Source organism: Pseudomonas sp. 58 R 12 (assembly GCF_900005865.1).
GTDB classification, from domain to species: domain Bacteria; phylum Pseudomonadota; class Gammaproteobacteria; order Pseudomonadales; family Pseudomonadaceae; genus Aquipseudomonas; species Aquipseudomonas tritici.
Window position 1 is genome coordinate 272,381 of record NZ_CVTP01000024.1, and the last position, 13,852, is coordinate 286,232.

Consider the following 13,852-nt stretch of genomic DNA (forward strand, 5'->3'; position numbering starts at 1 on the left):
GGAAGGTAACGCGGCCATTACGGCCGGCTACCTTAACTCAGGAACAGGGCAAAAATGCAAGGTCATTTCTTGACGGGAGTGATCTCAAGGATGGTGCCGTTGGTGGTCTTGAGCAGGACGAATTTATCGCCCACCCGCGCCCACTGGCTGTCTTCTTCAGGCTGCTTGAGGCCGTGTTTTTTCCAGTCGCTGACGGCTGATTCCTTGCGCATCAACATATCCGGCGCGCGGTCGCCCTCTTTCAAGTCACGGGCGTTGATAGTCGAAGGCTGCACGGTTTCCTGGGGGGTATCACCGGCTTGCACGACAAAGCTGGCGGTGGACAGGCTGGCGGCAACCAACAGGCAGGCGATTAGGGACTTGGACTTCATGGGTGCTCCTTCAATTAATGGCGCTTACCCAGGTTCGGACCGCTGGCGCGTCTGATCATTCAATCAAGCCTTGCCTCGGAGTGAGCTAGGCAACTGCCACAGGTGTGCCTTGATGGAACACCATCCGCCACTGCCCTTCTTCTACTCGCCATACCGAGCTGCGCAGCGAAGCCCCACCTGCGTCCCGATGAGAGCGATAGGTCACAAGAGCCACACCTTCAGTCAGCCTTTTCACCGTGAAATCAGTTATACGGCGCGCAGAAAACACCTCATCCTGCAGTCCGGAAATCACCTCTGCCTTACTGCCCCATACATTTCCACTGGCACCAAACTCAACAAAATCATCCGCCAACAGCTGCGCCAACCGGGCCGCATTCGAACGGGTAGCCGTTTGCTGTAGCTCCTGTTCAAGCTCAAACAAGTGCGCGCCTAAATCCATTTCATTGCCTCCATGAAATAAATCCTGTAATTTTTCATGAAATTTATCGAAATAAATTTCATGACTCCACAAGAAGAACTCGCCACCCTGGCCGCACTGATCCACGACCTGCGCAAGCACAAGAAGCTCACCCTCGCCCAGCTCGCGCAAAAAATCGAGCGTTCCGTGGGTTTCCTGTCCCAGGTCGAACGCGGTCTGTCACGCCCGACCGTGGCCGATTTGACCGCCATCAGCCATGCCCTCGACGTCCCCACCACGTACTTCTACAGCCAACCTAAACCCAAGGCGGTGGACTGGATCACCCGGCCCAACGAGCGGCGCACGGTGTATTACGCCAATGGCATCACCGACATCCTCGTCTCGCCAAGCATGAATGGCGCCTTTTCGATGCTCGACAGTCTGTTGGCTCCCGGCGCCAACAGCGGTGAACAAACCATGAGCGACCGCGCCGAGCAGGCGGGTTTTGTACTGGAGGGCGAATTGACGCTGTGGGTCGAAGGTGAGACCGATCCGGTCACCCTCGGCCCCGGCGACAGCTTCCACCTGGCCAGCTTCGCCCATTGCCGCTACGCCAATCTGACCGACCTGCCCGCCCGCGTGTTGTGGGTTTACAACTAGGAGCTGCACCCGTGAAAAGCCATGCCACCACGTTACTGGCCGAAGTACGGACCTTTCGCCAAAACCATCCCGACGTGCGGTACGTAGACCTGATCGCCTTGGACATTCCAGGGCACTTCTACGGCAAGCGTTACCCCATCGAGATGCTGGAAAAAGTCGCCGCCGGCAGCCCGCTGAAGCTGCCGCAGAACGCCGTGCTGCTGGGGGTTCAGGGAGGGCTGTTCAAGATTGGTGACTATTGCTTCAACGACGGCGACCCGGATGCCAACCGCCGTCTGGTGCCGGGCACGCTCAAGCCGGTGAGCTGGGAGTCGCAGCCGCTGGGCCAGATGCTGATCACCTCAGACGGCACCGAAGCCCCCATCGAATTCGAACCCCGTGAAGTGCTGGCGAGGGTGCTGGAACGCCTGCAAGACAAGGGCATTCACCCGGTGGTAGCGTTCGAGTTGGAGTTCTACCTGTTCGATAAGAAACTCGACAATGGCCTGCCGCAATGCGCCCGCGACCCACTGAGTGATGACCCTGACGACCAACCCAACCTGCATATCGAACGGCTGTCACGCTTCAGCGAAGTGCTCGACGACATGGCGCAATCCGCCAAGGACCAAGGCATCGACATCACAGTGATCACCGCCGAAATCGGCCCCGGCCAGTTCGAAATCAACTTCGGTCACCTCGACGACGGTATGCGCGCCGCCGACTGGGCCGCCCTGTTCTGTCGCAGCACCCGCGGCGTAGCGCTCAAGCACGGTTACCGTGCGAGCTTCATGGCCAAACCCTATCTTCAATTCCCCGGTAGCGGCATGCACGTGCATGTCAGCCTGTATGACGGCGCGGGCAATAATTTGCTGGCGGCGCACCAGCAACAACCGCTGCGCCACGCCGTGGCGGGTTGCCTGGAATTGCTGCCGCACTGCATGCCGATCTTTTCGCCCAACCACAACGCCTTTCGCCGCCTGGGCGGCGCGGTCAACGCGGCAACGCGCGCCAGTTGGGGCTTTGAAGACCGTGATGCGTGCGTGCGCATTCCCGAGTCCGACCCGCGCAACCTGCGCATTGAGCACCGCCTGGCCAGTGCGGATGCCAACCCGTACCTGGTGCTGGCGGCGATTTTGGTGGGCTTGGAGCACGGCCTGGAAGCCAAGCGCGAACCCATCGCCCCATTGAACGAGGACCGCAACAGCGGCACCGACTTCCCCGTGGAAATGCTCGACGCCGTGCGCGCCATGCAGCATCAACCGGTATTGCGCGATAAGCTGGGCGCCGAATTTATCGACGTGTACTGCGAGAACAAACGCCAGGACCACTTGGCTTTCCAGCAGGAGATCCCTGCGCGGGAATACCGCTGGTTTCTCTGAATCTGCCCATACACCTGCATGGAATCACCGATGACCGAACAAAGCGCCCCGGCGCTCAAGGAAATCTTCAACCTCGAACGCCTGCACCACATCGCCACGGAAATGACGGCGGTGTACCCGGCGTTCGACGCCAAGGGCTTCCTCCAGCACGCCAAGTCCGGGCTGACGGAGTTGTCGGTGATGCAGCGCATGGCGCGGGTCAGCGAGAGCCTGCATGCAGTGATCCCGCTGGATTATGCGCAAACCCTCAAGCTGCTTTACGCCCTCGCCCCGCGCCTGAACAGCGCGTTCGTCAGCCTGTTCCTGCCGCACTTCGTGGCGAATTACGGGCGGGATGACTTCAAGCGCTCCATGGCTGCACTCAAATACTTCACCACCTTTGGCTCCGCCGAATTCGCCATCCGCCACTTCCTGCTGGATGACTTCCAACGCACGTTGGCGGTGATGCAGGCATGGTCGCTGGATGACAACGAACACGTGCGCCGCCTCGCCAGCGAAGGCTCGCGGCCGCGTCTGCCGTGGTCGTTCCGCCTGGCCGAAGTCCAGGCGAACCCCGAACTGTGCGCGTCCATCCTCGACAACCTCAAGGCTGACGGCAGCCTTTATGTGCGCAAGTCCGTGGCCAACCACCTCAACGACATCACCAAGGACCACCCGGAGTGGGTGCTCAGCCTGATCGAGGGCTGGAACCTGGACAACCCGCACACCGCCTGGATCGCCCGCCACGCCTTGCGCAGCCTGATCAAGCAAGGCAATACCCGGGCGCTGACGATCATGGGCGCCGGGGCCAGGGCCGAGGTGACGATCCATGACCTTAAGGTGACGCCGGCGGTGATCAACCTGGGGGAACGGATCGAGTTGTCCTTCAGCCTGGAATCTACCGCCGACACTGCGCAAAAACTGGTGGTGGATTACGCCATCGACTATGTGAAAAGTGCCGGGCACAGCGCGGCAAAGGTGTTCAAGCTCAAGGCGTTTACTCTCGACGCGGGGGAACATCTCAGCATCCGGCGCGAGCAACATATCCGCGAGCTGACCACGCGCAGGCATTACCCCGGCAGGCATAGCGTGCACGTGTTGGTGAATGGAGAGCGGTTGGGCAGCGCGGAGTTCGAATTGCGCGCCTGACTTGGTTTCAGAAATACCGTAGATCCAATGTGGGAGCTGGCTTGCCTCTCCCGCCTAGTTAATCCGGTTTCAGCTGGATTCACCGAGGAGTAACCCCTGCTCCCGCGCGCACAACTCCACCACGTAATCCCACAACACCCGCAGCCGCACTGACTTGTGCAACTCCCGCCGCGAACTGATCCAGTAGCTGCGCTGAATCCCCTCCCCCGGCAGCAACGCCACCAGCTCCGGATCAGCCGAGGCCATGAAACACGGCAACACCGCAATGCCCAACCCTGAGCGTGCCGCCTGGTGCTGGGCGATCACGCTGGTGCTGTGGAACACCACTTTGGGGTTGCGGCAGAAGCTGCTGAGGAATTTCAGCTCCTGGCTGAACAGCAGGTCGTCGACGTAATCGATCCACGCATGCACCGCGAGGTCTTCGCGCTTTTCGACCGGCGGGTTACGGTCCAGGTAGGCGCGGCTGGCGTAGAGGGCCAGGCGGTAGTCGGTGAGTTTGCGCGTGACCAATTGATCGACGCTGGGCCGTTCAAGGTGGATGCTGATTTCCGCCTCGCGGTTGAGGATGCTGACAAAGCGCGGCACGGCCACCAGCTCCACTTCCAGCCCGGGGTAGCGTTCGAACAGCCCGCCCATGCGGCTGGCCAGGAACATCACGCCCAACCCTTCGGCGACGCCCAGGCGGATCTTGCCCAAGGGCGCGGCGGAGTGGGTCAGTTCGTCCTCGGCCAGCAGCGCGACGTTTTCCATGGCTTCGGCGTGTTTGAGCAAGGCTTCGCCGGCAGGGGTCAGTTCGTAGCCCTGGGCATGCTGCACAAACAGCGCGGTGCCGAGGCTTTTCTCGATCGCCTCGATATGCCGGGCCACAGTAGCGTGCGTGGTTTTCAGGCGTTGCGCGGCGGTGAGCAGGCGGCCGCTACGCTGCAACTCGAGAAAGTACCGCAGGTCATTCCAATCGAACATGACGCCTCCATTCCGTGCCCCTGGGTCGTGCTGTTTAAAAACGCACAGCAGCTGGGTAAAAACTAACATTTTTAAGACGAAAACTAACAACTAGGATGGAACCAATAAGAAAAACAAGCGAGACCTTCAGATGCCCATTGCAACTGCTGAATACGATTACATCGTCGTAGGCGCCGGCCCCGCGGGCTGTCTGCTCGCCAATCGTCTGTCCGCCAACCCCGCTCACCGCGTGCTGCTGCTTGAAGCCGGCGGCCGCGACAATTACCCCTGGATCCATATCCCCGTCGGCTACCTGTTCTGCATCGGCAACCCGCGCACCGACTGGTGCTTCAAGACCGAAGCCCAGGAAGGCCTGCAAGGCCGTGCACTGAGCTATCCACGCGGCAAGGTGCTGGGCGGCTGCTCATCGATCAACGGCATGATCTACATGCGCGGCCAGGCCCAGGATTACGACGGCTGGGCGGCAGAAGGCAACGCCGGCTGGGCCTGGAAAGACGTGCTGCCGTTGTTCAAGCAGAGCGAAAATCATTTTGCCGGTGGCTCCGAATTCCATAGCAATGGGGGCGAGTGGCGAGTCGAACAACAGCGCCTGCACTGGCCGATCCTAGACGCCTTCCGTGACGCGGCGGCGCAAAGTGGCATCGCGCCGATCAGCGACTTCAATCAGGGCGACAACGAAGGCTGCGGCTATTTCCAGGTCAACCAGAAGGCCGGTGTGCGCTGGAACGCGGCCAAGGCATTTCTCAAGCCGATCCGTCAGCGCCCCAATCTCACCGTGCTGACCGAAGTGGAAGTGGACCGCGTGCTGCTGGAAAACGGCCGTGCCTCCCAGGTGGTGGGCCGTCAGCAGGGCCAGCAGGTGAGCTGGAAGGCGCGCAAAGAGATCGTGCTGTGCGCCGGCTCCGTCGGCTCGCCGGGGATTTTGCAGCGCTCGGGAATAGGGCCTTCCAGCGTGCTCAAGCCGCTGGGCATCGACGTGCTGCATGAACTGCCGGGCGTGGGCGGTAACCTGCAGGATCACCTGCAATTACGGCTGATCTACAAGCTGGAAAACGCCCGCACCCTCAACCAGATCGCTGGCACCGTATGGGGCAAGATGGGCATGGGCCTGCGCTACCTGTACGACCGCAGCGGCCCACTGTCGATGGCGCCCAGCCAGCTCGGCGCATTTGCCCGCTCGGGGCCGGAGCAAACCTCGGCTAACCTTGAATACCATGTGCAACCGCTGTCGCTTGAGCGCTTTGGCGAACCGCTGCACGCGTTCCCGGCGTTTACCGCGTCGGTCTGCGACCTGCGCCCGCAAAGTCGCGGACGTATCGACATTCGCTCGGCCAACCCGGCGGACGCACCGCTGATCCGCCCTAACTACCTCAGCCATCCGCAAGATTTGCGCGTGGCCGCCGATGCCATCCGCCTGACGCGCCGCATCGTCGCAGCCCCGGCCCTGAGCCAATTCAAGCCAGTGGAATACCTGCCGGGCGATTCACTGCAAACCGAGGACGAACTGCACGAAGCCGCCGCGCGCATCGGCACGACTATCTTCCACCCGGTTGGCACCTGTCGCATGGGCAGCGATAAAGACGCGGTGGTCGATGCCCAGCTGCGCGTGCATGGCGTGCCTGGATTGCGCATTGCCGATGCGTCGATCATGCCGCGCATTACGTCCGGCAACACCTGTTCACCTACGCTGATGATCGCGGAGAAGGCCGCTCAGCTGATCCTTTCGCCGAATACAAGGAGTCTCGCCCCGGAGAAAGAACTGGTTCATGCAATCTGAATAGCGGCGCTGAAACTGGCGCCGACAGTGGAACAACAATAAATAATCACTGTGAGGGCTACCCGATGTCAGAACGTGCTCAACCCCTGGGCTCGGCGGTCACCACCGCCAGCACCAGCAACGACTCAAAGAAAGTCATCTTCGCCTCGTCCCTTGGGACGGTGTTCGAGTGGTATGACTTTTTCCTCTACGGCGCCCTGGCGGCGGTGATCAGCAAGCAGTTCTTTGCCGGGGTCAACGACACCACGGCGTTCATCTTTGCCTTGATGGCCTTTGCGGCCGGCTTTGTGGTGCGGCCGTTTGGTGCGTTGGTATTTGGCCGGTTGGGCGACATGATCGGGCGTAAATATACCTTCCTCGTCACCATTATTTTGATGGGCGTGGCGACCTTCTGCGTCGGGCTGCTGCCGACTTACGCCAGCATTGGCATTGCGGCACCGATCATTCTGATCGTGCTGCGCATGCTGCAAGGCCTGGCACTGGGCGGCGAATACGGCGGCGCGGCGACTTATGTGGCCGAGCATGCACCCGCCGGCAAACGTGGCTTCCACACCAGTTGGATTCAATCCACCGCGACCATCGGCTTGCTGCTGTCGCTGCTGGTGGTGCTGGCCTGCCGTTACTTTACCGGTGACCAGTTCGAAGTGTGGGGCTGGCGGATTCCGTTCCTGTTTTCCATTGTGCTGCTGGGTATTTCCACTTGGATCCGCATGAGCCTGCATGAGTCGCCGGCGTTCCTGAAAATGAAAGAGGAAGGCAAGGTCAGCAAGGCGCCGATCCGCGAGTCCTTCGGCAAATGGGAGAACCTCAAGATCGTGCTGATCGCCCTGTTCAGCATCAACGGCGGCCAGGCGGTGACCTTCTACGCGGCGCAATTCTATGTGCTGTTCTTCCTCACGCAGTTCCTGAAAATGGACCCTGCCCTGGCCAACATGCTGTTGATCATCAGCGTGGTGATCGGCGCACCGTTCTTTATCTTCTTTGGCTGGCTCTCGGACAAAGTGGGCCGCAAGCCGGTGCTGATGCTCGGCCTGCTGCTGGCCACCGTGCTGTACTTCCCGATCTTCAAGAGCCTGGCGCACTACACCAACCCGGCGATGGACCAGGCCAGTCGCCAGGCACCGATCACCGTACTGGCCGATCCGGCGACCTGCACCTTCCAGTTCGACCCGGTGGGCAAGGCGAAATTTGACAGCCCATGCGACAAGGTCAAGACCTTCCTGGTCAAGCAAGGCCTGCCCTACAGCAGCGCCGTGGCACCTGCCGGCAGCCCGGTGCAGGTAAGCGTGGGTGACGTGCGTATCGACGGGTTTGACGAAAAAGCCCTGCGTGGCGCCGTGACCCTGGCCGGCTACCCGTCTTCGGCGGATGTGGCCCAGGTCAACAAGACCATGGTGGTGGTGCTGATCGTGGCGCTGATCCTGATCGCCGCCATGTGCTACGGCCCGCTGGCAGCGCTGATGGTGGAACTGTTCCCGACGCGTATCCGCTACACCTCGATGTCGCTGCCCTACCACATCGGTAACGGCTGGTTTGGCGGGTTCCTGCCGACCGTGTCGTTTGCCCTGGTGGTGTACACCGGCGATATCTTCTACGGCCTGTGGTACCCGGTGGTGGTGACCGGGGTGAGCCTGATTGTGGGGATGATCTGCCTCAAGGAAACGCGGCACGTGGATATCGATAACAACTGATCTACAACACGCCGAAGATCCCCTGTGGGAGCGGGCTTGCTCGCGAATGCGGTGGATCAGTCACAGTTGAATTGACTGATCCACCGTCTTCGCGAGCAAGCCCACATTTGTTTTGTGCTGCCCACACAATTTGCTGTACATCCATACAGATAATGGTTGCCTGAACGCCGCTGACTAAGCATCCTGCACAGCATCAACCCGATCTGATGTGACGACCATGCGGCTGTACCTCTGTGAAAAACCCTCCCAGGCCAAGGATATTGCGGCTGTGCTCGGCGCCAGCCGGCGCGGCGATGGGTGCTGGCTGGGCAATGGGGTCACCGTCACCTGGTGCATCGGCCACCTTCTGGAAACCGCCCCGCCGGATGCCTACGACGCCAAGTACAAGCGCTGGGTGCTGGCCGACCTGCCGATCGTCCCGGAAAAATGGAAGATGCGGGTCAAGCCCAAGACCGCCAGCCAATTCAAGGCGGTCAAGCGTCTACTGGGGGAAGCGCAGGAGTTGGTAATTGCGACCGACGCCGACCGTGAAGGCGAGATGATTGCGCGCGAGCTGGTGGAGCATTGCCGCTATCGCGGGCCGATCCAGCGGCTGTGGCTGTCGGCGCTGGATGATGCCTCCATTCGCAAGGCCCTGGCGGCACTCAAGCCAGGCGCCGAGACTTTCAGCCTGTATCACTCGGCCCTGGGCCGTTCCCGCGCCGACTGGCTGATCGGCATGAACATGAGCCGTCTGTTTACATTGCTTGGGCGCCAGTCGGGTTATCAAGGCGTGCTGCCAGTTGGCCGCGTGCAAACACCGACCTTGCGCCTGGTGGTGGACCGCGACCGCAGCATCGCTGACTTCGTGCCGGTGGCTTATTGGGCCATCGATGTCGACCTGCACCATGAGCGCATGACCTTCACCGCCCAATGGCGCGCGGCCGAGGACGCCTGTGATGACCACGGCCGCTGCCTCAACCCGCAACTGGCGCGGGACGCGGCTGATGCCATGCGCAATGCCGCCACCGCACGGTTGGTGAAGTTGCGTACCGAGCGCATGCGCGAAGTGGCACCCCTGCCCTTCGACCTCGGCACCCTGCAGGAAATCTGCTCCAAGAAACTCGGGCTCGGCGCGCAGGAAACCCTGGATATCGCTCAGTCACTGTATGAGACGCACAAAGTCATCACTTATCCGCGCAGCGATTGCGGCTACCTGCCGGTGAGTCAGCACAGTGAAGCACCGAAGATCCTTGCGGCACTGGGGCGCGCCGATGCAGCGGTGGACGAGTTGATGCCGCATATCGATGCCCAGCGGCGCTCGCGGGCCTGGAACGACGCCAAGGTGAGCGCCCACCACGGCATCATTCCTACCGGCGCCGGCAAGGATGTCGGGCAACTCACCGGCAAGCATCGTGCGGTCTACACCTTGATTCGCGCACGTTACCTGGCGCAGTTTCTGCCCAACCATGAATACGATCGTACCCAGGCGGATTTTGAATGTGCCGGCCAAGCGTTGCGCGCAGTGGGCAAAGTGGTGATCGAACCGGGCTGGAAACGCGCCTTGCCCGAAGCGCTCGCGCCAGCCAAGGGGCGTGAGGCGCCAGTCCCCCAAGCGCTGCCGACATTGGTGCAGGGCCAGGATTACGCGGTGGCCAAGGTCAACCTCAAGGACTTGTGGACCCAACCGCCCAAGCCCTTTACCGAAGGCGACCTGATCAAGGCAATGAAAAACGTCGCCAAGCTGGTGGAGGACCCGCTGCTCAAGCAAAAGCTCAAGGACACTACCGGTATTGGCACCGAAGCCACCCGCGCCGGGATTATCCAGGGGCTGCTGGACCGTGGTTACCTGGTGAAGAATGGCAAGTCGCTGTCGGCTACCCCGGCGGCATTCAGCCTGATTGACGCGGTGCCACGTGCCATCGCAGATCCGGGCACCACCGCAATCTGGGAGCAGGCCCTGGATATGGTGCAAAGCGGCGAGATGAGCCTGGAGGAATTCGTCGCCAAACAAGCAGCCTGGATGAGCAAGCAAGTGGCGCGCTGCAATGGTATGCGCATGACCATCACCGGCCCGGCCAGCCCGGCGGGTCAAGGCGCCGCGCCGTGGAAAAAGAAACGCAAGAGCGCGCCACGCAAGACAACCGCCAGCCCCAAGCGAGCTAAAAAGCCGACAAATGCCGGGTAAACACTGAAAAAATCCAGCGGATGACGTTTTTCGACGGTTTTAACGCCGCTTTGGTCCTTGCTCCGGCGCGGGCCGTCTAGGATTCTGTAGGGGAGCTCGACTACCTAACAACAACACCGGAGTGGCCGTCATGAAAACCGTTGCACAACTGCTCAAAGCCAAGGACCAGAAAAACCAGGACGTCCATACCATCAAACATGACCATACCGTGTTTGAAGCACTGGTCCGGATGTCGGAGAAAAACGTCGGGGCCTTGCCGGTCGTCCAGGATGGCGCGGTGGTAGGCATCATCAGTGAACGTGATTACGCACGCAAAATCATGCTTAAGGGACTATCGTCGGTCACCACAAAAGTCCATGAGGTGATGAGCTCTCCGGTGATAACCGTCGACACCCACAAGAGCGTCGATGAATGCATGAACATCATGACCGACAGTCACCTGCGCCACTTGCCTGTAGTGGAAGAAGGCAAACTGCTGGGCCTGCTGTCCATCGGTGACTTGGTGAAAGAGGCCATTGCCGAACAGGCTGACCTGATCAAGCAGCTGGAGCAATACATCCGCGGCGAATAGGGGAACCCATGCTCGACACGCTGGAACATCAAGAGGATCACCTCGACACCCTGCACCGAGCCATGGCCGAACGGCGCTTTGTGGTGCTGACCGGTGCGGGGATCAGCACGTCGTCGGGCATCCCCGACTACCGCGACAGCGAAGGCGTGCGTCGAGGTAAAGCGCCAATGATGTATCAAGAGTTCCTTGCTACCCCGCAGGCGCGGCGCCGTTATTGGGCGCGGGCGATGCTCGGGTGGCCGAGGGTACGCATTGCGCAACCGAACAAGGCCCACCTGGCGCTGGCGACACTGCAGCATCGCGAGCGCATCAGCGGGCTGATCACACAAAACGTCGATACGCTGCATGATCAAGCCGGAAGCGATGAAGTGATCGAACTGCACGGCAGCCTGCACCGGGTGCTGTGCCTGGATTGCCTGCAGCGCAGCGAGCGTGACGTGATCCAGCACGTGATGGAAATCGAAAACCCCTACCTGGCCGGCGTCGATGCCGTGCAAGCGCCCGATGGCGACACCTTGCTGGACCCGGCGTTCGAAGAGCGCTTCCAGGTCCCCCGCTGCCCCCATTGCAACGGCGAACGCCTGAAGCCGGACGTGGTGTTTTTTGGCGAAAACGTAGCCCCGCCGACAGCGTCCAAGGCAATGGCTGCGGTGGAGCATGCGGAAGGTTTGCTGGTAGTGGGTTCGTCGCTCATGGCCTATTCGGCGTTTCGTCTGTGCAAAGCGATGGTCGAGCAAGGCAAACCGGTGATCGCCATCAACCTGGGCAAGACTCGGGGGGATGAGCTGCTGCAGGTGAAGATCGAGGCGTCCTGCGAGCGTTTGTTGCCGTTGCTGGTTGAGCGGCTAGGATAGAAAGAACGCCACAAATCAAAATGTGGGAGCTGGCTTGCCAGCTCCCACAAGGGTTCGGTGTTGGATTGCCCATCGCGCCCTTACGACCCACCCCTCCAAAAAATGACGCCCAAGTCACGTTTCTCCGCATTCCCCTGCCCCCACAACAAATTATGTAGTGACCAAAAATAATCACTACATAATCGTTGACGTAACGTTTTTGTCCTTGCATTATCGAGACGTCTCCCGGATCGGGAGCGTTGGCAACAAGCGTTTTGAAAGAGCTCGTCTGACCGCCGAGCTGTTTTTTCCGGATGTGCACTGCCCACAAGGCGGATTGATGAAGCTGACCGGCCCGAGAGGATCGGTACAAGGAGCGCAAATGCTGCTTGTCTTCGTTGAGAAAGCATTGCGTAGCAGTTCATCAGCAAGACTACATGCATCAGGTTCAAGACCCTGCCCGTATTCGGCAGACAGTCGCTGACGCCCGGTATTCAAGACCTGAGACAACTAAGCAGTTTTAACGAATCAATTGATAGATCGCCAACTGGTCAAGGGGCTTACACATGAATCTGAACAACCAACCAACTATCGATGAATTGGCTGAGATGTTCGCAGCGCAAAAAGACACACTCGACGACCATATCCTGTGGATTGGCAAATCGGGCGAAGTCCAAATTGACTGCCTGGCGCCCCATACCGAAGAAGCCGAGTTCGACCGCAATAACCGTGAACTGGCGGCGCGCCTGAAGATGTACCGCCGTGGCCAAGGTTATGTGGGTAAGAAGGCTGCTGCCGATCGCAACTTTATCGAACAGGTCTTCCACACACTTAATACCGAATGGCAGAACCTCAAAGGCCAATCGCAGGTTAAAGTGATTGATAGATACTGCTGATAACACGGCCTTAAACATTTAAGCCCGCTCGTTAATTCGAGCGGGCTTTTTAATAGGTGTTTTACAACAACGCGGGTAACCGTCCCTTACCCGCCTCGTCGCAAAAGATATCAAACAGCACCTGAGCGGCCGCCGAAAGTTCATGCCCAGGCTTGGTCAGCACCCCAATCGGCCGTTCAATCACCGGATTGCTCAAGGTGATGCAATGGGCCCCCGCCTCGATCATCTGCCGCGCGCACAATGCAGGTACGGCACTGACCCCCAAACCATTCGCCACCATCTTGCCCACTGTCGCCAGTTGATGGCTCTCCAGTGCTACCGGCAACTTCATCTGCAGGGCGCCCAGGTGTTCTTCCAGCATCACCCGCACCGTCGAAGGCCGTTGCAGCGTAATGAACGGCTGCTCCAGCAGGGTTTTCCAATCGATTTCGTTGCATTGCGCCAAGACTGAGTCACCCGGCACAACCGCAATAAACCGGTCCAGGTACAGCGGCGTAAACGCCAGCGATGATCCTTCAGAGGGCTCGAATGCCACGCCCAGTTCCACTTGGCGATCGCGAACCATCTCCAGCACCTGCTCATTGATCAAGTCATGTACGGTCACATTTACCTGAGGGTAACGCGCGCGGAATATTTTCAGGATCGGCGGCAGCAAATTGCCGGCAAACGATGGCATCGCCGCCACCGTGACGCGCCCGCGCTGCAAGGTGAAGCGTTGGCGCAGTTCGTCTTCGGCGTTGTCCCAGTCGGCCATCAGTCGACGCGCCAGGGGCAACAGGGATTCGCCTTCAGGGGTCAACGCGACGTTACGCGTATTGCGGCTGAACAGACGCCCGCCCAACCCTTCTTCCAGCCCCTTGATGGTCAGGCTCAGCGCCGATTGGGAAAGATGCAGGCGCTCGCAGGCGGCGGCAAAACTCAGGCTTTGGGCCACGGCGAGAAACGCCCTCATCTGTTTAACTGTCATGACGCAACTCCAAACGGCTGGGCGACTATGCTGTTTTTTAAATCAATCAACCTTAAAAAACAACTTAACAAAT

At 60.0% G+C, this 13,852-nt stretch carries 13 protein-coding genes; 9 read left to right on the top strand and 4 right to left on the bottom strand.

Annotation, left to right across the window (positions count from 1 at the left end):
- Window positions 1-62 precede the first annotated feature (62 nt).
- Together BFP95_RS22030 and BFP95_RS22035 are read right to left on the bottom strand one after the other, a co-directional pair.
- On the bottom strand, window positions 63-371 hold the full coding sequence (locus BFP95_RS22030; protein ID WP_065872314.1) for an RcnB family protein: 309 nt from the start codon (window positions 369-371) through the stop codon (window positions 63-65).
- A gap of 85 nt (window positions 372-456) precedes the next feature.
- Window positions 457-882: a nuclear transport factor 2 family protein gene (locus BFP95_RS22035; RefSeq protein WP_225930683.1), complete on the bottom strand. Its 426-nt coding sequence runs from the start codon at window positions 880-882 to the stop codon at window positions 457-459.
- Here BFP95_RS22035 and BFP95_RS22040 point away from each other — a divergent pair.
- The 3 genes from BFP95_RS22040 to BFP95_RS22050 are packed head-to-tail and all read left to right on the top strand — an operon-like array spanning window position 871 to window position 3,914.
- Window positions 871-1,428: a helix-turn-helix domain-containing protein gene (locus tag BFP95_RS22040; protein WP_065872392.1), complete on the top strand. Its 558-nt coding sequence runs from the start codon at window positions 871-873 to the stop codon at window positions 1,426-1,428. The genes BFP95_RS22035 and BFP95_RS22040 overlap by 12 nt on opposite strands.
- Before the next feature lie 11 nt (window positions 1,429-1,439).
- Complete coding sequence (locus BFP95_RS22045) at window positions 1,440-2,786, top strand: glutamine synthetase family protein (RefSeq protein ID WP_065872316.1); 1,347 nt, start codon at window positions 1,440-1,442, stop codon at window positions 2,784-2,786.
- Window positions 2,787-2,816: 30 nt separating this feature from the next.
- A complete protein-coding gene (locus tag BFP95_RS22050) occupies window positions 2,817-3,914 on the top strand; it encodes a DNA alkylation repair protein (protein ID WP_065872317.1) in 1,098 nt (365 codons plus the stop codon).
- Window positions 3,915-3,983: 69 nt separating this feature from the next.
- On the opposite strand, the gene BFP95_RS22055 is transcribed toward BFP95_RS22050, so the two are convergent.
- A complete protein-coding gene (locus tag BFP95_RS22055) occupies window positions 3,984-4,877 on the bottom strand; it encodes a LysR family transcriptional regulator (RefSeq protein WP_065872318.1) in 894 nt (297 codons plus the stop codon).
- A 130-nt stretch (window positions 4,878-5,007) separates the two neighbouring features.
- Here BFP95_RS22055 and BFP95_RS22060 point away from each other — a divergent pair, with 130 nt between their 5' ends.
- The 6 genes from BFP95_RS22060 to BFP95_RS22085 all read left to right on the top strand — a co-directional run bounded on the left by BFP95_RS22060 (window position 5,008) and on the right by BFP95_RS22085 (window position 12,812).
- Window positions 5,008-6,654, top strand: a complete 1,647-nt coding sequence (locus tag BFP95_RS22060) for a GMC family oxidoreductase (RefSeq protein ID WP_065872319.1) — start codon at window positions 5,008-5,010, stop codon at window positions 6,652-6,654.
- 65 nt (window positions 6,655-6,719) lie between these two features.
- A complete protein-coding gene (locus BFP95_RS22065; RefSeq protein ID WP_065872320.1) occupies window positions 6,720-8,345 on the top strand; it encodes an MFS transporter in 1,626 nt (541 codons plus the stop codon).
- A 217-nt stretch (window positions 8,346-8,562) separates the two neighbouring features.
- Window positions 8,563-10,512, top strand: a complete 1,950-nt coding sequence (locus BFP95_RS22070) for a DNA topoisomerase III (RefSeq protein ID WP_065910689.1) — start codon at window positions 8,563-8,565, stop codon at window positions 10,510-10,512.
- 130 nt (window positions 10,513-10,642) lie between these two features.
- The gene (locus tag BFP95_RS22075; protein WP_065872322.1) at window positions 10,643-11,083 is read left to right on the top strand and encodes a CBS domain-containing protein; all 441 of its coding nucleotides are present in this window, start codon (window positions 10,643-10,645) and stop codon (window positions 11,081-11,083) included.
- An 8-nt stretch (window positions 11,084-11,091) separates the two neighbouring features.
- A complete protein-coding gene (locus tag BFP95_RS22080) occupies window positions 11,092-11,937 on the top strand; it encodes an NAD-dependent protein deacetylase (protein ID WP_065872323.1) in 846 nt (281 codons plus the stop codon).
- 545 nt (window positions 11,938-12,482) lie between these two features.
- A complete protein-coding gene (locus BFP95_RS22085) occupies window positions 12,483-12,812 on the top strand; it encodes a hypothetical protein (RefSeq protein ID WP_025854475.1) in 330 nt (109 codons plus the stop codon).
- Window positions 12,813-12,873: 61 nt separating this feature from the next.
- Here the strand turns inward: BFP95_RS22085 and BFP95_RS22090 are convergent, their stop codons facing one another.
- A complete protein-coding gene (locus BFP95_RS22090) occupies window positions 12,874-13,779 on the bottom strand; it encodes a LysR family transcriptional regulator (RefSeq protein WP_065872324.1) in 906 nt (301 codons plus the stop codon).
- Window positions 13,780-13,852 lie beyond the last annotated feature (73 nt).

What these genes read in the sequence shown, in the direction of transcription:
- BFP95_RS22055 (WP_065872318.1), bottom strand. Translation starts at nt 4,877, where the DNA reads ATGTTCGATTGGAATGACCTGCGGTACTTTCTCGAGTTGCAGCGTAGC.
- BFP95_RS22040 (WP_065872392.1), top strand. Translation starts at nt 871, where the DNA reads ATGACTCCACAAGAAGAACTCGCCACCCTGGCCGCACTGATCCACGAC.
- BFP95_RS22065 (WP_065872320.1), top strand. Translation starts at nt 6,720, where the DNA reads ATGTCAGAACGTGCTCAACCCCTGGGCTCGGCGGTCACCACCGCCAGC.
- BFP95_RS22080 (WP_065872323.1), top strand. Translation starts at nt 11,092, where the DNA reads ATGCTCGACACGCTGGAACATCAAGAGGATCACCTCGACACCCTGCAC.
- BFP95_RS22075 (WP_065872322.1), top strand. Translation starts at nt 10,643, where the DNA reads ATGAAAACCGTTGCACAACTGCTCAAAGCCAAGGACCAGAAAAACCAG.
- BFP95_RS22060 (WP_065872319.1), top strand. Translation starts at nt 5,008, where the DNA reads ATGCCCATTGCAACTGCTGAATACGATTACATCGTCGTAGGCGCCGGC.
- BFP95_RS22090 (WP_065872324.1), bottom strand. Translation starts at nt 13,779, where the DNA reads ATGACAGTTAAACAGATGAGGGCGTTTCTCGCCGTGGCCCAAAGCCTG.
- BFP95_RS22070 (WP_065910689.1), top strand. Translation starts at nt 8,563, where the DNA reads ATGCGGCTGTACCTCTGTGAAAAACCCTCCCAGGCCAAGGATATTGCG.
- BFP95_RS22085 (WP_025854475.1), top strand. Translation starts at nt 12,483, where the DNA reads ATGAATCTGAACAACCAACCAACTATCGATGAATTGGCTGAGATGTTC.
- BFP95_RS22030 (WP_065872314.1), bottom strand. Translation starts at nt 371, where the DNA reads ATGAAGTCCAAGTCCCTAATCGCCTGCCTGTTGGTTGCCGCCAGCCTG.
- BFP95_RS22050 (WP_065872317.1), top strand. Translation starts at nt 2,817, where the DNA reads ATGACCGAACAAAGCGCCCCGGCGCTCAAGGAAATCTTCAACCTCGAA.